This window comes from Microbacterium sp. EG9 (genome assembly GCF_059759475.1).
Genome location: NZ_CM186217.1, coordinates 2,952,674 through 2,973,361, shown reverse-complemented (window position 1 = coordinate 2,973,361; position 20,688 = coordinate 2,952,674). Strand labels below are relative to the sequence as shown.

General features: G+C 71.4%; 19 protein-coding genes. 13 read left to right on the top strand and 6 right to left on the bottom strand.

Translation table 11 applies throughout. The annotated features are described in order from the left end of the window. Nucleotides 1-101 precede the first annotated feature (101 nt). The 3 genes from AC6CQV_RS13970 (at nt 102) to AC6CQV_RS13960 (ending at nt 3,590) form a co-directional block, all read left to right on the top strand. Nucleotides 102-1,373: an alpha-hydroxy acid oxidase gene (locus AC6CQV_RS13970; RefSeq protein ID WP_101305258.1), complete on the top strand. Its 1,272-nt coding sequence runs from the start codon at nt 102-104 to the stop codon at nt 1,371-1,373. A 98-nt stretch (nt 1,374-1,471) separates the two neighbouring features. Next, entirely contained in the window at nt 1,472-2,047 is a 576-nt protein-coding gene (locus AC6CQV_RS13965) for a dihydrofolate reductase family protein (protein WP_498259781.1), read from the top strand. Nucleotides 2,048-2,438: 391 nt separating this feature from the next. Further along, a complete protein-coding gene (locus AC6CQV_RS13960; RefSeq protein ID WP_498259780.1) occupies nt 2,439-3,590 on the top strand; it encodes a DUF998 domain-containing protein in 1,152 nt (383 codons plus the stop codon). A 60-nt stretch (nt 3,591-3,650) separates the two neighbouring features. Here the strand turns inward: AC6CQV_RS13960 and AC6CQV_RS13955 are convergent, their stop codons facing one another. Next, entirely contained in the window at nt 3,651-3,818 is a 168-nt protein-coding gene (locus AC6CQV_RS13955) for a hypothetical protein (RefSeq protein ID WP_167626536.1), read from the bottom strand. 34 nt (nt 3,819-3,852) lie between these two features. Further along, entirely contained in the window at nt 3,853-5,058 is a 1,206-nt protein-coding gene (locus AC6CQV_RS13950; protein ID WP_498259779.1) for an ice-binding family protein, read from the bottom strand. Nucleotides 5,059-5,238: 180 nt separating this feature from the next. Between AC6CQV_RS13950 and AC6CQV_RS13945 the strand changes: the two genes are divergently transcribed. Further along, nucleotides 5,239-6,300: a zinc-binding dehydrogenase gene (locus AC6CQV_RS13945; protein WP_498259778.1), complete on the top strand. Its 1,062-nt coding sequence runs from the start codon at nt 5,239-5,241 to the stop codon at nt 6,298-6,300. Further along, nucleotides 6,297-6,632: a DUF6804 family protein gene (locus AC6CQV_RS13940; RefSeq protein WP_205281956.1), complete on the top strand. Its 336-nt coding sequence runs from the start codon at nt 6,297-6,299 to the stop codon at nt 6,630-6,632. The genes AC6CQV_RS13945 and AC6CQV_RS13940 overlap by 4 nt, the downstream gene beginning before the upstream one ends. A 193-nt stretch (nt 6,633-6,825) precedes the next feature. On the opposite strand, the gene AC6CQV_RS13935 is transcribed toward AC6CQV_RS13940, so the two are convergent. After that, nucleotides 6,826-8,073 (bottom strand): ROK family protein, encoded by a 1,248-nt coding sequence (locus AC6CQV_RS13935; RefSeq protein WP_498259777.1) that lies wholly within the window; start codon nt 8,071-8,073, stop codon nt 6,826-6,828. 119 nt (nt 8,074-8,192) lie between these two features. Here AC6CQV_RS13935 and AC6CQV_RS13930 point away from each other — a divergent pair, with 119 nt between their 5' ends. Genes AC6CQV_RS13930 through AC6CQV_RS13915 form a run of 4 tightly spaced genes read left to right on the top strand, consistent with a single transcriptional unit; the run spans nt 8,193 to nt 13,045 of the window. After that, on the top strand, nt 8,193-9,497 hold the full coding sequence (locus AC6CQV_RS13930) for an ABC transporter substrate-binding protein (RefSeq protein WP_498259776.1): 1,305 nt from the start codon (nt 8,193-8,195) through the stop codon (nt 9,495-9,497). Continuing rightward, nucleotides 9,494-10,402, top strand: a complete 909-nt coding sequence (locus tag AC6CQV_RS13925) for a carbohydrate ABC transporter permease (protein ID WP_060960129.1) — start codon at nt 9,494-9,496, stop codon at nt 10,400-10,402. The genes AC6CQV_RS13930 and AC6CQV_RS13925 overlap by 4 nt, the downstream gene beginning before the upstream one ends. Continuing rightward, a complete protein-coding gene (locus AC6CQV_RS13920) occupies nt 10,402-11,310 on the top strand; it encodes a carbohydrate ABC transporter permease (RefSeq protein WP_498259775.1) in 909 nt (302 codons plus the stop codon). Before AC6CQV_RS13925 ends, AC6CQV_RS13920 begins: the two co-directional genes overlap by 1 nt. A 40-nt stretch (nt 11,311-11,350) precedes the next feature. Beyond that, nucleotides 11,351-13,045, top strand: coding sequence for a glycoside hydrolase family 13 protein (locus AC6CQV_RS13915; RefSeq protein WP_498259774.1), 1,695 nt, complete (start codon nt 11,351-11,353; stop codon nt 13,043-13,045). Between the two features lie 140 nt (nt 13,046-13,185). Here the strand turns inward: AC6CQV_RS13915 and AC6CQV_RS13910 are convergent, their stop codons facing one another. Beyond that, the gene (locus AC6CQV_RS13910; RefSeq protein WP_498259773.1) at nt 13,186-13,590 is read right to left on the bottom strand and encodes a DUF6855 family protein; all 405 of its coding nucleotides are present in this window, start codon (nt 13,588-13,590) and stop codon (nt 13,186-13,188) included. 151 nt (nt 13,591-13,741) lie between these two features. Here AC6CQV_RS13910 and AC6CQV_RS13905 point away from each other — a divergent pair, with 151 nt between their 5' ends. Further along, entirely contained in the window at nt 13,742-14,416 is a 675-nt protein-coding gene (locus AC6CQV_RS13905) for a hypothetical protein (protein ID WP_498259772.1), read from the top strand. A gap of 73 nt (nt 14,417-14,489) precedes the next feature. Beyond that, nucleotides 14,490-16,010 (top strand): SDR family NAD(P)-dependent oxidoreductase, encoded by a 1,521-nt coding sequence (locus AC6CQV_RS13900; protein WP_082734205.1) that lies wholly within the window; start codon nt 14,490-14,492, stop codon nt 16,008-16,010. Nucleotides 16,011-16,034: 24 nt separating this feature from the next. Here AC6CQV_RS13900 and AC6CQV_RS13895 read toward each other — a convergent pair whose 3' ends face one another. Beyond that, nucleotides 16,035-16,466 (bottom strand): NUDIX hydrolase, encoded by a 432-nt coding sequence (locus AC6CQV_RS13895; protein WP_060960134.1) that lies wholly within the window; start codon nt 16,464-16,466, stop codon nt 16,035-16,037. 117 nt (nt 16,467-16,583) lie between these two features. Here AC6CQV_RS13895 and AC6CQV_RS13890 point away from each other — a divergent pair, with 117 nt between their 5' ends. Next, entirely contained in the window at nt 16,584-17,258 is a 675-nt protein-coding gene (locus tag AC6CQV_RS13890; RefSeq protein ID WP_498259771.1) for a Type 1 glutamine amidotransferase-like domain-containing protein, read from the top strand. On the opposite strand, the gene AC6CQV_RS13885 is transcribed toward AC6CQV_RS13890, so the two are convergent. Then, nucleotides 17,248-18,297 (bottom strand): zinc-binding dehydrogenase, encoded by a 1,050-nt coding sequence (locus AC6CQV_RS13885; protein WP_498259770.1) that lies wholly within the window; start codon nt 18,295-18,297, stop codon nt 17,248-17,250. The genes AC6CQV_RS13890 and AC6CQV_RS13885 overlap by 11 nt on opposite strands. Before the next feature lie 156 nt (nt 18,298-18,453). Between AC6CQV_RS13885 and helR the strand changes: the two genes are divergently transcribed. After that, nucleotides 18,454-20,661 (top strand): RNA polymerase recycling motor ATPase HelR, encoded by a 2,208-nt coding sequence (gene helR / locus AC6CQV_RS13880; protein WP_498259769.1) that lies wholly within the window; start codon nt 18,454-18,456, stop codon nt 20,659-20,661. The last annotated feature ends 27 nt before the right edge of the window (nt 20,662-20,688 follow it).

Here is a 20,688-nt window from a genome sequence, read left to right as displayed (position 1 = left end):
CCGCCTCTCGTCCCCGCTTGACAGCCTAGGGCGCGTCGAATACCGTGCGCTAGAGGTCAGACCTCTCCATGACCGTGCGTCGTCGCATTCGAAAGGCCGTCATGTCACCCATCAAGCGCCAGCTGCCCAAGCCCGCCGAGCTGCTCGAACTCATGCAGTTCAAGAAGCCCGAGCTCGACGCGCGCAAGAGGCGACTGGATGCCGCGCTCACGATCGCCGATCTGCGCACGATCGCCAAGCGCCGCACGCCGAAGGCCGCCTTCGACTACACCGACGGCGCCGCGGAGGGGGAGCTGTCGCTCGCCCGGGCACGTCAGGCGTTCCAGGACATCGAGTTCCACCCCGACATCCTGCGGCCGGCGGCGGAGGTCGACATGTCGACCGAGATCCTCGGCGGCCCCTCGGCGCTGCCCTTCGGCATCGCCCCCACCGGCTTCACGCGGCTGATGCAGACCGAGGGCGAGACGGCCGGGGCGGGAGCCGCCGGCGCCGCCGGCATCCCGTTCACCCTCTCGACGCTCGGCACGACCTCGATCGAGGACGTGAAGGCCGCGAACCCGCACGGGCGCAACTGGTTCCAGCTGTACGTCATGCGCGAGCGCGAGATCTCGTACGGACTCGTCACGCGCGCGGCGGCCGCGGGCTTCGACACCCTGCAGTTCACCGTGGACACGCCCGTCGCGGGCGCGCGCCTGCGCGACAAGCGCAACGGCTTCTCGATCCCGCCGCAGCTGACCGTCGGCACGATCATCAACGCGATCCCGCGCCCGTGGTGGTGGATCGACTTCCTCACCACGCCCAAGCTCGAGTTCGCGTCGCTGTCCACCACCGGAGGAACCGTCGGTGAGCTCCTGAACGCGGCGATGGACCCGACGATCAGCTACGACGACCTCGACGTCATCCGCGGCCTGTGGCCCGGCAAGATCGTCGTCAAGGGCGTGCAGAACGTCGAGGACTCGAAGCGGCTCATCGACCGCGGCGTCGACGGCATCATCCTCTCCAACCACGGCGGCCGCCAGCTCGACCGGGCGCCGATCCCGTTCCACCTGCTGCCGGAGGTCGTGCGCGAGGTCGGCAAGGACGCCACGGTCATGATCGACACCGGCATCATGAACGGCGCCGACATCGTCGCCGCGGTCGCGATGGGCGCCACGTTCACCCTCATCGGCCGCGCCTACCTGTACGGGCTCATGGCCGGTGGACGCCAGGGCGTCGACCGCACGATCGAGATCCTCCGCAGCGAGATCGAGCGCACCATGAAGCTGCTCGGCGTCTCGACTCTCGCCGAGCTCGAGCCGCGCCACGTGACCCAGCTCGAGCGCCTCGTGCCGCGCGCGGCGAACGGGAGCGTGCTGACCGCGGCATCCGTGTGAATCGGAGGCCGGCCGCGGCGGCCGACCCCGTGTCGCGCCGCGGGTGCTCGGTGTAGCCTCGGGCGCACATCGACGGGACCGACGCGAAGGAGCGGAACATGGGACTGATCGTGTTCTCCATGTCGCACTCGCTCGACGGCTACATCACGGATGCCGAGGGCCGCTTCGACTGGGGCGTGCCCGACGCGGAGATCTTCCGGGCGGCACTCGAGGAGGTCCGCGGGCTGAGCGCTCACTTCCTGGGGCGCCGCCTCTACGAGACGATGCGGTACTGGGAGGATCCGGAGGTCGCACCCACCCTCGATCCGCTCGAGCGCGAGTTCGCCGAGGTCTGGAACGAGCTGCCGAAGATCGTCGTGTCGTCGACGCTGGATGCCGCCCCCGGGCGCAACACGACGCTGCTGCGCGGCGACCTGATCGCGGAGGTCGCGCGCCTGCGCGACGACGACGAGGTCGGGGAGGTCGCGATCGGGGGTGCGACCCTGGCCGCCGCGGTGGCCGCGGCCGGACTCGTCGACGAGTATCGGAGCGTCGTGTACCCGATCCTGCTCGGCGGGGGCACCCCGTTCTATCCGCGGGGCGTCGGTCCGACGAGCCTCGAACTCGTCTCGAGCCACCGGTGGGCCCGCGGCATCCAGGCGTTGCGCCACCGCGTGGTGCGGCCCGCGCGCTGAGCGCCTGCGGGGTGGGGTGGGTGGGGGCGGGGCGCGTGGCGCGGCGGCATCCGAAATGCAAGGGATGCTGGGCGACACGCCGGTGCGCCGCGCGCCCGGGCCGCGTGTCGCCGCGGTGGCCTTGCAGTTCGGGTCGGGGTGCGCTGGGTGGGGTGGCCCGAACCGGCGTCAAGCGCTCGGGCAGCACTCACACCCCCGTCACCCGGAATGCAAGGGATGCCGGGCGACACGCCGGTGGGACGCGCGCCCGCGCGGCGTGTCCCCGCGGTGGCCTTGCAGTTCGGGTCATGGGTGGGAAGCAGCAAACCGGCCGCCTGCCGCCGGAGGCAGGCCAGCGAAGTCCTGGCCCGGCGGCGGACGGTGCGGGCGGGGCCGAAAGTAAGCTCGACGCGTGAGCAGATGGCGGACGTCTCCCGCGCGATGGACGCACCACGCGTCATCCGAGACGCCCCGCTTCTCCCCGACGGTCGAGGCCCGAGCGACACGGTGGGCGCTGGGCGCCGCTCTTGTCGCAGCGGCGGCGACGGTGCTCGTCATGGGTGGGGTGCGGATGCCGCTCGGCGGCGGCGAATCCGTCGGGAGCCTGGCGGCGCTGCTCGCGGCGATCGCGGCCGGTCCCGCCTTCGCCGTCTCGTTCGCCCTTGAACGGCGCCGTGGATATCTCGCGTGGCGCAACAGTCTGCCGCGCGCCAAGCGGGCCACCGACCTGATCGCGCTGTCGGCCGCGATGATGATGCTCGCGGCGCTGGTGGTGGTGGCCGTCGCGGAGCTCTTCCAGCTGGGATTCCGCGGCCTCACGATCGACCCGTTCGGTGCCGCTGCCCTCGCCGCCGCTGCCGTCGGAGCGATGACCTACGTCGCGTCGGCCTCGGGCGCGCGGGTCACCTCGACCGGGGTCGCCTCCCTGGCCACTCTCGTCTTGTTCATCGGCACGCTGGCGAGCATGGTCAGCGCCTCACAGGGCGATTGGTGGAGGTTCCACTTCTCCGAACTGGGCAACGAGTCGGGATACGCCGGCTACCAGTTCAACCTCTCCCTCATCACGACCGGTGCGGTGATCACGGCGCTCGCGAACTTCGTCGCCCACGATCTCGAGATCGGACTGCGCGCGCATGTCGAGACCGCGCAGCGGCGTGCACGACTGTTCGCCTGGCTGCTCGCGGTGATCGGCCTGTGTTTGATGGTGGCCGGGTTCGTTCCGGATGCCGTGGCTTTCCCGGTTCACGTGGGCGCGGCATCCGGGATGGTCGTCGTCTTCGGCGTGCTCGTGGGTTGCCTGCTCACCCTCGTACCCGGGATCGGCCGCGACATCGCGGTCTTCTCGGTGCTGGTGGTCGCGGGCATCCTCGTCGCCGTCGCCCTCTGGGTACCCGTCGACTACTACAACCTCACCGGGTCGGAGTTCATCATCGCCGGCCTGTTGTTCGCGTGGCTCATGCTGTTCGTGCGCCAGGCGAGGGCGTACGCGGATGCCGCCGCACCGGCCGCACCCGCCGCGCCGGCTCCGGTCGCGCAGCCGGACGGGACCGTCGCGACGGCCTGACAGAACGCCCCGCCGGACGTGCCGGTGACACCCGGTGGGCGGACGGATGTCGCCCGTGGATCAGGCGCGTCGTTTGGCCTTGCCGGCGGAGCGGCGGACAGCGCCGAAGGCCGCGGTGGCGAGGAAGAGCACGATGCCGATGATCCCGAGCCAGAACAGCCCCTCGATGGCGAAGCCGACGATGCTGAGGATGAGCCAGATGGCGAGGAGGACGATGACGGTCTTCATGGGGTTCCTTCGATGTTCAGCGGGCGGGGGGAACTCAGATACGTCGTGATCGACGTCGACGAGCGATCGTGGTCAGGGCGACGCCGCCCACGAGAAGGAGGCCCGCCGCAGCGAGCGGCACGGTGGAGTCGCCGCCCGTCGCCGCCAGCTCCGCGGGGGTGTGGTCGCCGCCGACGTCACCACCCGCCGGAGGGGAGAGGGGGCTCGCCGAAGGCGCGGTCGCCGACGGGGCGACGGTGACCTGAACGACGGTCGTATCGTCCGGCGAGGTGCCGTTGGATGCCGTGATCGTCACCGTCGATGTGCCCGGTGTCGTGGGGGTGCCCGAGATGACGCCCGTCGCGCCGTCCAGGCTCAGCCCGACAGGCAGGCCGGTTGCCGTGAACGTGGGGGCGGGGTTGCCGGTGGCGGTGACCGTGAAGGAGTAGGGCGTCCCGGCGATTGCGCCGGTCGGCCCGGCGGAGGTGATCACCGGAGCGATGGTCTCCGACGGCGTTCCGGGAGTCGGGCAGCCGCTCGGCGCGGTGATCGTGTTCGTGTCGAGCGTCACGGCGCCGTTACGGGCGAGGAGTCGTCCGACGACGACCGCGCCCGTGGTGGCGGTGACCGATTGGTCAGCGAGCACGGTGCCCTGGAACTGCGCACCGGTGCCGATGGTCGCCGAGCTGCCGACCTGCCAGAACACGTTGCAGGAGCTGGCGCCACCGGTGATGATGATGCGCGTGCCCGAGCCGATCGTCAACGTCGAGGCGGCCTGAAAGACCCACACGGAGTCCGCGCTGCCCGCGAGAGTCAACTCACCCGTATCGGCCAGGCCGAGGGTGCCGCCGGAGTAGACACCCGGCGTGAGCGACAGCCCGTTGAGCTCCGTCATGCCCGTCTGGGTGGGGCTCAGCGAGGCGGCGACGTCGTACGCGGTCGTGGCGTCGCTCTGCGCCTGATCGGCCACAGCGTCGGTCTGATGGACCGTGCCGTTGACGACGCCGTCCGGCGCGGCCCCGAAGCCCGTGATCGAGGTGCCCGGGGAGATGCCGAGATCTCCGTTCACGACGGTGGGTCCGGTGTTCGTGACGGCGCTGGCGCCGAGGACACCGTAGGGCGCGGCGGTGCCGAGGTCGACCGGGCCGTCGATCACCGTTGCCGCCGACGCGGACGAGCTGGCGATCATCGCCAGCGACGCGGCGAGAGCGAGGCCGGTGAGGACCGTGAGAAAGGGAGGGAACGAGCGGGACGTGGCCATGGCGGCACCTGTCTGAAGGGGGAGGACAGGGTAGCCGTCGACGACGTGAGAATGATCTCCTGTCTGTGCAGTATGCTCCTTTCCCGCGCGGATCTGGGGAAACGGCAACGATTGGTGCCAAACGGTCAGGAATGGACGGGCCGCGTCACCGGCTAGCGTGAAGGGGACGAAAGGGCCCGGATGCGTGCAGTGGTGATGGATGCCGTCGGCGAGCCGTTGGAGGTGCGTGAGGTCGACGACCCGATCGCACCCGCAGGCGGCGTCGTCGTGGAGGTGCGGGCGACAGGCCTGTGCCGCAGTGACTGGCACGCGTGGGTGGGCCACGACGACATCGCGGTGCCCCACGTTCCGGGCCATGAGCTGGCCGGGGTCGTCGTGGAGACGGGCGCGGGGGTCGAGCGTTTCGCGGTCGGCGACCGGGTGACCGTGCCGTTCGTCTGCGGCTGCGGGGCGTGCGAGTGGTGCCGCGCCGGCGACGCACAGGTGTGCCCCGACCAGCAGCAGCCCGGGTTCACGCACTGGGGCTCGTTCGCCGAGCGCGTCGCCCTTCACGCCGCCGACACCAACCTCGTGCGCATCCCCGACGACGTGTCGTTCGCCGCGGCCGCCTCACTCGGATGCCGCTTCGCGACGGCGTTTCGCGCCCTGACCGCCCGCGCCCGGCTACAGCCCGGTGAGTGGGCCGTGGTCGTCGGGGCCGGTGGGGTGGGGTTGAGCGTCGTGATGATCGCCCGCGCGCTCGGTGCGCACGTCGTGGCCGTCGACCGGACGGAGGCGGCGCTGGCCGCGGCATCCGCTCTGGGCGCCGACGCCGTGGTGCTCGCCGATGGGACGGATGTGCCCGACGCCGTCCACCGGATCACCGGGGGAGGCGCACACGTGTCGATCGACGCGGTGGGCGCGGAACAGACCGCGACGGATGCCGTGCTGAGCCTGCGTCGCCGCGGTCGGCACGTGCAGGTCGGGCTGCTCCCGTCGGAGACCGGGCTGTCGGGGATGCCGATGGCGCGGGCCATCGCCTGGGAACTCGATCTGCTCGGCAGCCACGGCATGGCCGCCGTCGACTATCCGGCGATGCTCGAGCTCATCGCGGCCGGGCGACTGCGCCCGCAGGACCTCATCGAACGTACTATCTCGCTCGCCGAGGCCGCTGCGCTGCTGCCCGCCTTCGACCGTGCCACGCTTGCCGGTATGACGATGATCGATCCTGCGGTGGATGCCGTGTCGGAGGCGACCGCATGAGTGGCGCGAAGCAGAGCGAGCCGACGTTCCAGCGCAACGCCCTCGCCCCCGCGTTGATCGCGGCCGCCGTGCTGTTCCTCGCGCCCGTGCTGTTGACGGCGGGCTGGGGGATCGTCGTGCTCTTCGTCGTCGCGATCCTGGCGCTGATCGTCGGCTGGTTCGCCGTGCAGGCGCGTCAGTGGGTGTGGGCGGCGGTGTTCGCCGTGATCGCCGTGGTGTGGAACCCGGTCTTTCCGTTCGGGTTCGACGGCGTGGTCTGGTCGCTCGTGCAGCCGGCGGCCGCGATCGTCTTCCTGGTCGCCGGCGCGCTGATCAAGACGCCGCGGGACTGACCCGCCCGGTCTGCAAGGGCTCGCCGCGCCCGTCGATCCTCCCGCCTCCCGAACTGCAAGGTCTGTCGCTCGGCGCGCCGCGGGGTGAGCGGATGCTGCGGCGTGTCGCCCGGCATCCCTTGCAGTTGGGCTCCGCTTCAGGCCGAGCCAGGCCGGGCCGCGCGACACCGAGCCCTGCCGCCGGCGGCGGGGGTCAGGCGGGGCGGGCGGCCCGGGCGACGCGCCGGGGGAGGGCGACGGTGCGGGCGCACTCGCGCGCCCGGGCCAGCGCGCCGCGGATGACGACGTCGCCACCGAGCGTCGAGCTCAGCAGCGCCGGCGCGGGAAGGTGGATCTGCGCGGCGAGCGTGCGCTGCGCGGCATCGAGCACGGGCTGGATGCCGTCGGCGATCGCCCCGCACACGATGACGCGCTCGGGGTCGAACATGTTCCCGAGAACGCCCACGATGCGCGCGAGCACGCGACCGACGGCATCCGCGGCTTCGCGGGCGAGCGGATCGCCGGCGGCGGCCAGCTCGAGCACCTCCCGCCCGTGCACGGCGGCGGGGTCGAGCGCGGCCAGCCCGGCACGCCGCTCGCCGGCCTCCGCCTCGCCGGCCTCCGCCCCGCCGGCGACCGCCCGGGAGATGAGCTCGCGCGCGTGCCGTTCGAGAGACGGGCCGAGCCCGAAAGCCGAGTCGACGTCGCGGATGTAGTCGAACGCGAACATCTCCCCGACCCCGCCGTGCGCGCCGTGGAGGAGGTGTCCGTCGACGACCACGCCGGCGCCCAGGCGCTCTCCCGCGAGCAGGGCGACGTAGTCGCGGCATCCGACCGCGCCGCCGTCGGTGCCCTCGGCGGCAGCGGCCAGCTGCGCGTCGTTCTTGACCTCCACCACGTCTGCCCAGTCGTGCAGCGCGTCGATCAGCCCCGGATTGGTGCGCTCCCAGAAGCCTTCCGGATGCGGGGGCGAGGCGCCGCGACGCGTCACGGGCGCGGCGACCCCGGCGCACAGCGCCAGCACACGGTCGGCCGTGATCCGGGCGTCGGCGAGGGTCGCCTGCACGTGCCCCACGATGGCCGCACGACGGTCGTCCACGCTCTGCGCCGGTGACAGCGGAATCTGCGAGCGGACGATCGTCTCGCCCGCCAGATCTGCGATCGCGGCGGTCAGATGCGTGTCACCGGCGTCGAGGGCGACGATGACCCCGGCATCGGAGCGCAGCTCGAATCGGCGCGCCGGGCGCCCCGCGCGGTACTGGCCGGCATCGCGGGCGTTGGGCAGCTCTCGCAGCACCTGCGCCTCGATGAGAGTGTCGATCGCCTCGATCGCGGTCGATCGCGTCAGCGACGCCGCCTGCATGGCGTCGGTCGCGGTGAAGGCCCCGGCATCCCACGCGAAGTCGAGCACGCTGTCGACGCTGGCGCGCCCCGTGCCGCTCTCGACGACCGTCTGATTCACTCTTGACCTCTCCGCGGGTGTTCTGTCAGAGTATTGCCATCCAATTGATTCGACCACTAAATCTAATCTGGATCGAATCTCGAGAGGCGGCGCACGCGCCGCCGGACGGAAGGACGACGGTGTCTGTGAGAACCTCTCGAGTGCTGCGGGCGGTCGCCGCCGGCGTCGCTCTCGCCCTGGCGGGCACCCTCCTCGCGGGGTGCAGCAGTGACGGGCGCGAAACCATCCGCTTCACCTTCAGCAAGCGCGAGGCCCTCGCCTTCATGAACGGCGTGGTCGACCAGTACAACGCGTCGCAGGACCGGGTGCGCGTCGAGATGGACACCTCCGGCGTCGACGTCGTCTCGGCCAGCTTCGTCCGCGGCAACCCGCCCGACATCATGCTCGCGAACTACAACTACGAGACGGCCCGCTTCGTGCAGCGCTGCGCCCTCAGTGACCTGAGCGGTACGACCGCGGCGTCCACGACCCGCGACGACCTGCAGGCCCTCATGGACCAGTACGGCTCGTGCCCGGGTCGCGTCAGCGCGCTGCCGTACTCGGTGATGGCGGCATCCGTCATCTACAACAGGGACCTCTTCGCGCAGGCCGGCATCGACGTCCCCACGACGTGGGACGAGCTGCTCGCCGCCTGCGCGAAGCTGAAGGCGGCCGGCATCACCCCGTTCTACGCGACCTTCAAGGACGACTGGACGGTCGGACAGGGTTGGTACGACTACTCGGTCGGCGGCTCGGTCGACGTCGTCGACTTCTTCAACCGTCTCGCCGCGGAAGGCGACGCCGTCGGTCCCGACGCGGCCACCTCGTTCCAGAAGGACTTCACCGCGCCCTTGGAGAAGATGACGCAGCTCACGTCGCAGTTCGTCAACGCGGATGCCGCCAGTCGCGGCTACGGCGATGGCAACCTCGCCTTCGCGAAGGGCGAGGCGGCGATGTACCTGCAGGGACCGTGGGCGTTCAGCGAGATCGCGAAGACCGCGCCCGACCTGAACCTCGGCACGTTCCCGCTGCCGATGACCGACGATCCGGCCGACCTCCGCGTGCGCGTCAACATGGACCTCGCGGCGATGATCCCGGAGGGCTCCCGCCACAAGGATGCCGCGCGGGACTTCCTCGAGTACCTGTACCGCCCCGAGACGATCGAGGCCTACAACGCCGCGCAGCTCGGCTTCACCCCCACCACCGACGCGCCCGCACCGGACGATCCCCGCATCGCCGGAATGATCCCCTTCTACACGGCGGGCAAGGTCTACCAGGGGCCGTCGGTGCTGGTGCCCAAGACAATCCCCGTCTTCAACTACGTGCAGGCCGTCGTGCTGGGCGCGAGCCCCGAGGCGACGCTGCGGACGATGGATGCCGACTGGGCGCGCCTCGCCTTCCGCGCACCCGCCCCCACGACCGAGACAGAGGAGTCCGGGCAATGACCACGTCCACGATCGTCACCGCCGGTGACCGCACCGCCCGGCGCAGCCACCGGCGCGTCGAGCCGATCTACTACTTCTTCCTGCTCCCGAGTCTCGTCCTGTTCACGCTGGCGATCACGGTGCCGGGCGTCGTGGGGATCTTCTTCAGCTTCACCGACTCGATCGGCATCGGCGAGTGGCACTTCACGGGGCTGACCAACTACATCGCCCTGTTCAGCGACCCCGCCATCCTGCAGAGCTACCTGTTCACGATCGGCTTCTCGATCGCGACCGTGATCGTCGTGAACGTGCTGGCGTTCCTGCTCGCGGTGGGCCTCACCGCCCGCATCCGGCTGAAGACGGCCCTGCGGACCGTGTTCGTGATCCCCATGGTGATCTCGGGCATCATCATCGCCTACGTCTTCAACTTCCTGTTCTCGAACTCGCTTCCGTCGGTCGGGGAGGCCCTCGGCATCCCGGCGCTGTCCACGAGCCTGCTCGCCGATCCCGACCTGGCCTGGGTCGCGATCGTGATCGTGACCGCGTGGCAGGCGATCCCGGGAACGCTGCTCATCTACATCGCCGGCCTGCTCGCCGTGCCCGGCGACGTCTATGAGGCCGCGGCGCTGGACGGCGCCTCCAAAGGCCAGCAGCTCGTGCGCATCACCCTGCCGCTGGTCGCCGGGTACGTCGTCATCAACGTCATCCTGGGATTCAAGGGCTTCCTGAACGCGTACGACATCATCGTCGGACTCACCAACGGCGGCCCCGGCACCGCCACCCGCAGCGTCGCGATGACGATCATCGCGGGCTTCAACGGCGGCGACTACGCCTACCAGATGGCCAACGCGACCATCTTCTTCGTCGTCGCCATCCTCATCTCCCTGCTCCAGCTCTCGCTGACTCGCGGAAGGAACGCCTTCTGATGTCCACGCAACTCGCCCTCGTCGCCGAGGATGCCGCCGCCTTCGCGCCCGCGGACGACCGCCGTCGCAAGAGCCCCGCCTCCCGCGGTGAGCGCGTCAGCTGGTCGACCACGGTCATCCTGATCCTCTGCGCCGTCACCGTGCTGCTGCCGCTGTACGTCACGATCTCGATGTCGCTGAAGACCACCGGTCAGGCCGTCGACGGCAACGCGTTCTCGCTGCCCGCGCCGTTCAGCTTCGACGGCTTCGTCGAGGCGTGGAACCTCACGACGTTCCCGGTCGGGGCGGGCATCTCCCTGTTCGTCACCGCGGGCACCGTCGTCGCGACGATCCTGCTGGCCGCGTTCGCGTCGTACGCGATCGTGCGCAACTGGGATCGGCGGCTGTTCCGGTACTCGTTCTTCTACCTGCTGGCCGCGATGTTCATCCCGTTCCCCGTCGTGGCGCTGCCGCAGATCCAGCTCACCGGCCGGGTCGGACTGGACAACCCGTTCGGGGTCATCATCCTCGCCACGATGTTCCAGCTGAGCTTCAGCGTCCTGCTGTTCACGGCGTTCCTGCGGTCGATCCCGATCGAGCTCGAGGAGAGCGCGCGCATCGACGGCGCCACCACCTGGCAGACCTTCTGGAAGCTCATCTTCCCGCTGCTCGCACCGATGAGCGCGACCGTCGGCATCTTCGCGTTCCTCTACGCCTGGAACGACTTCATGATGCCGTCGCTCATCATCTCCGACCCGGCGCTGCAGACGTTGCCCGTGCGCCAGAACCTCTTCCAGACGCAGTTCAGCAACAACTACAACGTGTCGTTCGCGTCGTACCTCATGGCTATGGCGCCCGCGATCCTCGCCTATCTCTTCACCCAGCGCTGGGTGATGGAGGGCGTCACCCAGGGCGCCGTCAAGGGCTGATCCCGTCTCTCACCTCCCCTCTCCTATCGAAAGGTCCCGCATGTCCGCCCTGCTCTCCGTCTCCGACCGCCCCGCGCTGTCCCGCCCGGAGGATCGGGACTGGTGGCGCCAGGCCGTCGTCTACCAGGTCTACCCCCGCAGCTTCGCGGATGCCGACGGCGACGGCATCGGCGACCTCCGCGGCATCCTGTCGCGCGCCGACTACCTGGCCGAGCTGGGTGTGGATGCCGTCTGGCTCAGTCCCTTCTACCCCTCCGAGCTCGCCGACGGCGGCTACGACGTGGCGGATTACCGCGACGTCGATCCGCGGCTCGGCACGCTCGACGATTTCGACGAGCTCGTCGCGGCGCTGCATGCCCGCGGCATCCGGATCGTCGTCGACATCGTGCCGAACCACACGTCCGACCGGCACGCGTGGTTCCAGGACGCCCTCGCCGCAGGTCGAGGATCGGCCGCACGGCGGCGCTACATCTTCCGCGAGGGAAGCGGCCCCGACGGATCCGAGCCGCCGACGGACTGGACCGCGGCGTTCGGCGGGTCGGCGTGGGAGCGCGTCGCCGACGGGCAGTGGTACCTGCACAGCTTCGCGATCGAGCAGCCCGACCTCGACTGGAGCAACCCGGAGGTGCGCGCCGACTTCCTGACGACGCTGCGGTTCTGGTCGGATCGCGGGGTCGACGGCTTCCGCATCGACGTCGCGCACATGCTCACGAAGGACCTGAGCGAGCCGCTGCCGTCCGCGGCCGAGCTCGCTGCGCTGCCCGTCGACGGCTCGCACCCGCTGCTCGACCGCGATGACGTGCATGAGATCTACGCCGAGTGGCGCCGCGTGTTCGACGCGTACGACCCGCCGCGCACCGCCGTCGCCGAGGCCTGGGTCGCCTCCGACCGGGTGCCGAAGTACGCGAGCCCGGAGAGCCTGGGCCAGTCGTTCAACTTCGACCTGCTGCGCGCCAGGTTCGACGCGGGCGAGTTCCGCCGGATCGTGACCGACAACATCGCCCTCGCGGCCCGTTCCGGCTCGTCGAGCACGTGGGTGCTGTCGAATCACGACGTGTTCCGGCACGCGACGCGCTACGCACTGCCGCGGGTCGAGGAGATCGACGGCGCCGTGCCGAACCGACACGGCGGGGGCTGGCTCGAAGCCGGCGCCGATGAAGCGGTCATCGATCGGGTCGGGGGACTGCGGCGTGCGCGCGCGGCGTCGCTGTTCCTGCTCGGGCTGCCCGGATCGGCATACCTGTACCAGGGCGAGGAGCTGGGCCTGCACGAAGTGGCCGAGATCCCCGCCGACCAGCGTCAGGACCCGACCTTCTTCCGCACGCACCAGGAGCAGTACGGGCGCGACGGATGCCGCGTGCCGCTGCCCTGGACCCGCGAGGGCTCCTCGTTCGGTTTCGGTTCGGGCGGCGCGCACCTGCCGCAGCCGTCGTGGTTCGCGGACGTGTCGGTCGAGGCGGAGGAGGGCGACCCGGCATCCACGCTCTCGCTCTACCGTCGCGCGCTCGCCCTGCGGCACGAGCTGCTCGCGCCGGAGCACCTGGAATGGGTCGAGACCGGCCGGGACGACGTGCTGCGCTTCCGCCGCCCGAACGGGTGGGAGGTCGTGACGGTGTTCGGCGTGGAGCCGTTCGCGCTGCCCCTCGCCTCGGGGCAGCGTGTGGTGCTGTCGAGCGCGCCGATCGACGGGGGCGTCGTGCCGGGGGAGACGACCGTGTGGGTCGCCGCGGCCTGAGCCGGCGGGGTGACCTCAGGGGCGCCCGAACTGCAAGGTCTCTCGGGCGGCGCGCCGCCGGGCGAGCGGATGCCGCGGCGTGTCGCCCGGCATCCCTTGCAGTTCGGGCACCGCGGGCGGGGCCGCGCGAACCTGCACGATCAGACGATCGCGCGCGCCTTGTTGTTGCGGGGGTCGTGCGTCAGTTCGATCAGACCCAGCCGCTCCAAGAGCGGAGGAACGTACATGGCGAACCGTCCTCGATACCCCTTGCGCAGGCCGTACCACCCACCGACAGGGTTCGTGGGCTCCCGAGCCCACGCTTCGATCGTTCCGGGAGATGCCGGCTTGTTCTCATCCGCGGCCCCGAGAGGAACCCAATCCCCCTGGGCCGCGAGCCACTGCGTCAGATCTTCGACGGCACGGGCGTGGTAGGTGAGCCAGGTGGTGCCCACGTGGCAGAACAGCACAGCGGGGTCGGCGGAATCATCCCGGTAGATGCTGTAGCGGGATGTGCCCGGGGCGGTGGTCAGATCCCAGGGGGATTGCTTCGTGCCTTCGACCATGGCTGCCTCCCGCGAGCGTGCTTGACCGTCAGGCTCGCACGGCACCGGCGCCGAGTCAACGATCGCGGCAGCGGTCGAGCCCAGGTTGCCGGGGCGAGGGGGCTGTGGAGAACTTCCGTGGCGGGTTCGTGACGCTGGCTAGGATGCCGGGGTGACAGCCCCCCGCTTCGTACCCCGTACCGCTCTCGTCCTCCTTCTCGGCGCCGCTGCTCTCGGCTTCGCGGCATGCGCCGCCGCGGCCGACGTCGCGTCATCGCCGTCGGTCTCCGGCTCGGGCGCCGTCGGAGCCGCGTCGCCCACCGGCAGCACCGGCGATCCCGGCGACGGCGACGGAGGCGACGGCGGTGGTGACGCGGGCGGGGGCAGCGCACCGTCGGTCCCGACCATGGCGCTCGCGGACGTGCTCGGCCGCTACCCCGACTGCGCCGCGATGGGGTCGCTGCTGGGCTCGGCGCTCGACGGGCTCGAGCCGAACGGTGCGGACAACGACGGCCAGACCGTGCAGTGCGACTGGATCTCGGCGATCGGCGACGACGTCAACAATGTCAGCATCACGGTCACGACCAACAACGGCGCCGTCGACGTCGCCGCCAAGGACGACATCGCCGCCATCGGCTCCGAGTATGTCGCGGATGCCGCGCTCGAGGCGCGCGGCGGCATCGCCTGGCTGACGAAGAACACCGGCGACCTGCGCATCTTCGTGACCAACGTCGACGTGCCGGGGCTCGCCGTCTCGATCACCTCCGGTGCCCTCAACCAGGATCCGCGCATCTCCGGCGGTCCCGCGGTCGCCGCCGCGAAGCAGCTCCTCGGCATCGCGGGCTGACACTCGACCGCCGCGCCGCCTCCGACCCGGGCACGCCGGCCCCCGGCCCGGGCGTGCCCGGGTAAACTCTGGCGTGCCCGAAAGTCCCGCCGACCCCGCGAACACCCCCGAGAGCTCCGCCTCGGCACCGCCGACGACCGACCCGAGCGCGCCGACGATCGACCCGGCCGAGCTCGAGATCGCGCTGCGCGTCATCGACGCGGCATCCCACCTCGACCGCGACGACCCCGCCTACATCGCCCTGCGCCGCCAGACGGGCAAGATGTACAAGGACGTCAAGCGCCTGTCCCGTCAGGAGAAGCGCCAGCGCATCGCCGACGCCGACCGCGCGGTGGTCGCCGCCACCGCCACGGGCGCCCCCGACCGCATCGACGACGAGACCCGCGGCATCCCGCTCGCGGCGCGCACGGCGGCGCCGATCGCCGGCGAGCTCATCAAGCCGCGCGCCTGCTACATCTGCAAAGAGCTGTACACGACCGTCGACGCGTTCTACCACCAGCTGTGCCCCGACTGCGCGGCGATGAGTCACGCCAAGCGCGACGCCCGCACCGACCTGACCGGCAGGCGAGCCCTCCTCACCGGCGGCCGCGCGAAGATCGGCATGTACATCGCGCTGCGGCTGCTGCGCGACGGCGCGCACACGACGATCACGACCCGCTTCCCTCGCGACGCCGTCCGCCGCTTCTCGGCCCTCCCCGACAGCGCCGACTGGATCCACCGGCTCAAGATCGTCGGCATCGACCTGCGCGATCCCGCCCAGGTCATCGGTCTCGCGGATGCCGTGGCCGCCGACGGACCGCTCGACATCCTCATCAACAACGCGGCGCAGACCGTGCGCCGCTCCGCCGGGGCCTACAAACCGCTCGTGGATGCCGAGCTCGCGCCGCTGCCGACGGGACCCCTGCCGGAGCTGCTGACCTTCGGCCACACCAACGACGCGCATCCCCTCGCGCTCGCGCAGTCGGTGTCGAGCCATCCGATCCTCGCAGCCGCGGCCCGCACGGCCGACGAGTTGACCGCCGAGGCGATGGCGGCGGGCTCGTCGTCGCTGGAGCGCCTGGCGGCGGGCACCGCCATCGACGCGGGCGGTCTCGTGCCCGACGAGAACCACATCAACAGCTGGACCCAGTCGGTGGACCAGGTCGAGCCGCTGGAGATGCTCGAGGTGCAGCTGGCGAACATGACCGCGCCGTTCCTGCTCGTCTCCCGCCTGCGCCCCGCCATGGCGGCGTCGCCGGCGCGGCGAAAGTACGTCGTGAACGTGTCGGCCATGGAGGGGGTGTTCAGCCGCGGATACAAGGGGCCGGGGCATCCGCACACGAACATGGCCAAGGCGGCGCTGAACATGCTCACGCGCACCAGCGCCCGCGAGATGTTCGAGACCGACCGCATCCTCATGACGGCCGTCGACACCGGCTGGATCACCGACGAACGCCCCCACTACACGAAGGTGCGCCTCGCCGAGGAGGGCTTCCACGCACCGCTCGACCTGGTCGACGGCGCGGCCCGCGTCTACGACCCGATCGTGCGGGGCGAGGCGGGCGAAGACCTGTTCGGCATCTTCCTCAAGGACTACCGCAAGAGCCCGTGGTGACCGGCCGCTGACCGGTCGGCGCGCTCAGTGCTCCGGCAGGAAGTAGGCCGCCGCGAGCGGCGCGACCTCCAGAGCGGATGCCGCGGCCCGGTCGACCCAGCGCAGCTCCTCGATCTCGGCATCCGTCACGGGCTGCTGATCGCCGATGTCGACACGGAAGACGTCGGCGACGACGGCGAAGCCCGGCTCGTTCGCGGCGGGCGCGGTGAACTCGCCGAGCGGCGTGAGGTCGGCACCGGTCAGGCGCAGCCCGATCTCCTCGGCGAGCTCGCGGATGAGCGTCTGCGCGGCATCCTCGCCGGCCTCGGGCTTGCCGCCCGGCTGCATGAACGCGCGGGTGCCCGCCTTGCGCACGAGGAGCAGGCGGCCGTCCGCGTCGGTGATCACGGCGGCGGAGACGCGGATCGAGCGTGCGGATCCGGTCGGGGCGGCGGAGGCATCCGGAGTCGAGGTCACCCTCGAACGCTAACAGTCGACGACCCCGTGCCGCCGCGGTGTCGCAGTGCGCTGAGCCCGCGCGCCCGGCGAGGGCGGCCCCTGGCCGTGCGCCGCCGCAGACGGTTGACTGGGCGTATGAAGCTCCTGCTGACCTCGGGCGGGGTCACCAACGACAGCATCCGCCGCACCCTCGAGGAGATGCTCGGCAAACCCATCGCCGACAGCTCCGCGCTGTTCGTGCCGACGGCCCAGTGGGGGCAGCCGATGTGCTCGCCCGAGACGGTCTGGCGATCCACGGCGGGCACCTGGCCGGACGACATCCCCAGTCCCGTCGAACTCGGATGGCGCTCCGTCGGGGTGCTCGAGCTCACCGCACTGCCGACGATCGCGCCCGAGCGGTGGATGCCGTGGGTGCGCCAGGCCGACGCCCTGCTCGTCGACGGGGGTGAGGCCGTTTACCTCGCCGAGTGGATCCGCACCTCGGGGCTCGGCGATCTGCTGCCCGAGCTCGAGGACACCGTCTGGGTCGGCATCAGTGCCGGGAGCATGGCGCTCACACCCCGCGTGGGCCCGGAGTTCGTCGACCGCGACCCCGGCGGCACCGACGAGACGCTCGGCCTCGTCGACTTCTCGATCTTCCCCCACCTCGACTACCCGGGCTGGACGGGGAACACGACCGCGGCGGCGCACCGATGGGCGGCCGCCCTCGGGGCGCGCGCCTACGCCATCGACGACCAGACGGCCATCCGGGTCGTCGACGGCGCGGTCGAGGTGATCTCCGAGGGCACCTGGGAGCTGCTCAACGCGTGAGCATCACCTTCAGCGCCTCGCGCGCGTCCATCGCGGCGTAGGCGGCGGGCGCCTCGTCGAGCGTCATGATCCGGTCGAACACGCGGCCGGGATCGATCGTGCCGTCGAGCACCAGCGGGATCGTGTCGTCGAGATAGGCGCGCACCGGGGCCACCCCTCCGGTCAGCGTGATGTTCTTGCCGAACAGCGACGCCGATCCGACCGGTGCGCTCTCGTACTGCGGCACGCCGACGCGGGAGATGACACCGCCGGGGCGCACGACACCGTACGCCTGCTCGTACGCGGGCATGTGGCCGACGGCCTCGATGACGACGTGGCTGCCCTCGCCGTTCGTGAGGTCGCGGACACGCGCGATCCCGTCGGCTCCCCGCTCCGCGACGACGTCGGTCGCGCCGAACTCCACGCCGAGATCGGTGCGGTCGGTGTGCCGACCCATCAGGATGATCCGCTCGGCCCCGAGGGTTCGGGCGGCCAGCACCGCCGACAGGCCCACGGCGCCGTCGCCGATCACGGTGACCGTCTGTCCGGCGCGGACCCGGGCGAGATGCGCGGCGTGATAACCCGTGAGGTACACGTCCGAGAGCGTCAGCAGCGAGGCGAGCAGCGCGTCGGATGCGGCATCCGGATCGACGTCGCGCACGACGACCAAGGTGCCGTCGGCCTGGGGGATCAGGGCCCGTTCGGCCTGGAGGCCGCCGACGCGCCCGCTGCCGTAGAAACCGCCGTGCAGGCACGAGGTCTGGAAGCCCTCCCGACAGAAGACGCACGTGTTGTCGGAGTAGACGAACGGCACGATCACGAAGTCGCCCGGGCGCACTGCCGTCACCTCGGCGCCGGTCTCCTCGACGACGGCGATGAGTTCGTGCCCCATCCGCCGGCCCTTCGACGACTCGGCCATCGAATGGTACGGGTGCAGATCGGAGCCGCAGACGCACGCGCGGACGATGCGCACGACGGCGTCGGTCGGCTGCTGGACGACGGGATCGGGGACGTTCTCGACGCGGACGTCTCCGGCGCCGAACATGACGGTTGCTCGCATGAGTACATTTCACGCCATCCGGCCTGCCCTTTCCATTATCCCGCGCGGAGGGGGGCTTGCCGCAAGGGCCCCTCCGTGGGGCAGAATCGCAGGTCGCGCCGTCTTTTGCGGCGCGAGAAGGGGATTCGGATGCCGACGGGAAACACTTCGGAGAGCGTGTTCGATCTGCCGTCACGGCTGCACCGCAAGGCCGATCCGCTGCTCATCGGCCGGGACGAGCAGCAGTTCGCCGCCATCGCCCGGGCCCTCGCCGCCGACGTGCGGCGCACCGAGGAGCGTTCGGCGGCGCTGCAGCGCGAGGCCGTCGGCGGCGGCCAGCGGGCGCTCGAGCGCGACCTCGAGGTGCAGAGCCTGACGGCGCGGCTGCGCATCCTCCGCCGGTTCGGCCTCGATGCTTGTATCGGCCGCATGGTCGATGCGGCGGGAGCCGTCACCTACATCGGGCGCTTCGGTCTCGCGGATGCCGCGGAGGAGCGGCTGCTGACGGACTGGCGGGCCCCGGCATCCGCCCCGTTCTTCGCCGCGACCGCGGCGCGTCCGCTCGGTCTCACGAGCCGGCGCCGCTATCGCTGGCGGGAGGGACGCATCGTCGACTACTGGGACGAGGTGTTCGCCGACGACGGCGTGGACCACAGCGGCGCGCTCGACGACCAGTCGGCGTTCATCGCGAGCCTCGGCGCCAGCCGTTCGCCCCGGATGCGCGACGTGCTCGGGACGATCCAGGCCGACCAGGACGCGATCATCCGCGCCGACTCCCGGCGCGCGCTCGTCGTCGACGGCGGCCCCGGGACGGGCAAGACGGTCGTCGCGCTGCACCGCGCCGCGTACCTGCTCTACGACGATGCGCGGATGCGGGCCGGACACGGCGGGCTGCTGTTCGTGGGCCCGCACCGCCCGTACGTCGACTACGTGGACGACGTGCTGCCGAGCCTCGGGGAGGACGGCGCGCTGGTCTGCGCCGTCGACGATCTCGTCGCCGGGGGCGCCGAGGCGGCGGAGGAGACCGATCCGCAGATCCGGCGCCTGCTCGGCGACGGTCGCGTGGTCGACGCCGTCGACGCCGCGGTGCGCCGGTGGCAGCGCCCGCCGACGCGTGCGACCGCGATCGAGACCGCGTGGGGGACCGTCGTGGTGGGGCCCGCGGAGTGGTCCGAGATCTTCGCCGACGCCGACGAGCTGCCGCACAACGCGCACCGCGCGCGGGCCTGGGATCGCCTGCTCGACCTGCTCGAGGACCGCATCGACGACGACCTGCGCGACGGCGGTGGCGGGTCGGCGGATGCCTGGGGGGAGGGCTGGGGCGAGGCATCCCGTCCCCGCGACGACTTCGACGCGTACGGCTCGGGCTGGGAGGAGGACGAGTCGACCCGCGAGACGCTGGAGAACGACGAGGAGCTGCGGGCGCTGTTCGATCGGGCCTGGCCGCTGCTGGATCCCGAGGCGCTGCTGCGCGGGCTTCTCTCGACGCCCGAGCTGCTGCGACGCTGCGCACCCTGGCTGGCGGCCGCGGACGTCGACGTGCTCGTCGCGCGCGGTGCGCCGCCCGCGTGGACCGACGTCGATCTGCCCCTGCTCGACGCGGCCCGCCGCGGCGTCGGTGATCCGCGCAGCGAGGTGCGCGAGCGGCGGGCGCGCCGTGCGGCCGCCGAAGAGCGCCGGGTGATGTCCGACGTGGTGAGCGACCTGATCGCGGCCGACGACGGCGACCTGCGGATCATGTCGATGCTGCGCGGGCAGGATCTGCGCGGCACGCTCGCGCAGCCCACGGCATCCGAGCGCGACCCGTACGCCGGGCCGTTCGCGCACCTGGTCATCGACGAGGCGCAGGAGCTCACCGACGCGCAGTGGCGGATGCTGCTGCGCCGGTGTCCGTCGCGGAGCGTGACGATCGTCGGAGATCGCGCGCAGGCGCGCCACGGTTTCCCCGAGACCTGGGACGAGCGGCTCGCGCGGGTCGGCCTGGATCGGGCGAACGTCACGTCGCTGAGCGTCAACTACCGCACGCCCCAGGAGGTGATGGACGTCGCCGGCCCGGTCATCCGCGCCGCGCTGCCCGACGCGAACGTCCCGGAGTCGATCCGCCGCACCGGGATTCCGGTCGCCTACGGGTCGCGGGATGAGCTGGAGGCGGTGCTGGACGCGTGGGAGCGCGACCGCGCGGAGGGGACGGCGGTGGTGATCGGCGCGCCCGCGTTCGCATCACGACCGCGGGTGGCGTCGCTCGATCCGCAGCGGGTCAAGGGCCTCGAGTTCGACCTCGTCGTGCTCGTCGATCCCGACCGGTTCGGCGGGGGGATCACCGGCGCCGTCGACCGGTACGTCGCGATGACCCGCGCGACCCAGCGCCTCGTCGTGCTCTCGTGACACCGGCTGCGCGCGGGAGCGCCGGCA

Bases quoted from the DNA above. Each gene is read 5' to 3' on its own strand.
- AC6CQV_RS13965 (WP_498259781.1), top strand. From the start codon at position 1,472: ATGGGACTGATCGTGTTCTCCATGTCGCACTCGCTCGACGGCTACATC.
- AC6CQV_RS13970 (WP_101305258.1), top strand. From the start codon at position 102: ATGTCACCCATCAAGCGCCAGCTGCCCAAGCCCGCCGAGCTGCTCGAA.
- AC6CQV_RS13925 (WP_060960129.1), top strand. From the start codon at position 9,494: ATGACCACGTCCACGATCGTCACCGCCGGTGACCGCACCGCCCGGCGC.
- AC6CQV_RS13940 (WP_205281956.1), top strand. From the start codon at position 6,297: ATGAGTGGCGCGAAGCAGAGCGAGCCGACGTTCCAGCGCAACGCCCTC.
- AC6CQV_RS13910 (WP_498259773.1), bottom strand. From the start codon at position 13,590: ATGGTCGAAGGCACGAAGCAATCCCCCTGGGATCTGACCACCGCCCCG.
- AC6CQV_RS13945 (WP_498259778.1), top strand. From the start codon at position 5,239: ATGCGTGCAGTGGTGATGGATGCCGTCGGCGAGCCGTTGGAGGTGCGT.
- AC6CQV_RS13955 (WP_167626536.1), bottom strand. From the start codon at position 3,818: ATGAAGACCGTCATCGTCCTCCTCGCCATCTGGCTCATCCTCAGCATC.
- AC6CQV_RS13885 (WP_498259770.1), bottom strand. From the start codon at position 18,297: ATGCGAGCAACCGTCATGTTCGGCGCCGGAGACGTCCGCGTCGAGAAC.
- AC6CQV_RS13920 (WP_498259775.1), top strand. From the start codon at position 10,402: ATGTCCACGCAACTCGCCCTCGTCGCCGAGGATGCCGCCGCCTTCGCG.
- AC6CQV_RS13890 (WP_498259771.1), top strand. From the start codon at position 16,584: ATGAAGCTCCTGCTGACCTCGGGCGGGGTCACCAACGACAGCATCCGC.
- AC6CQV_RS13915 (WP_498259774.1), top strand. From the start codon at position 11,351: ATGTCCGCCCTGCTCTCCGTCTCCGACCGCCCCGCGCTGTCCCGCCCG.
- AC6CQV_RS13950 (WP_498259779.1), bottom strand. From the start codon at position 5,058: ATGGCCACGTCCCGCTCGTTCCCTCCCTTTCTCACGGTCCTCACCGGC.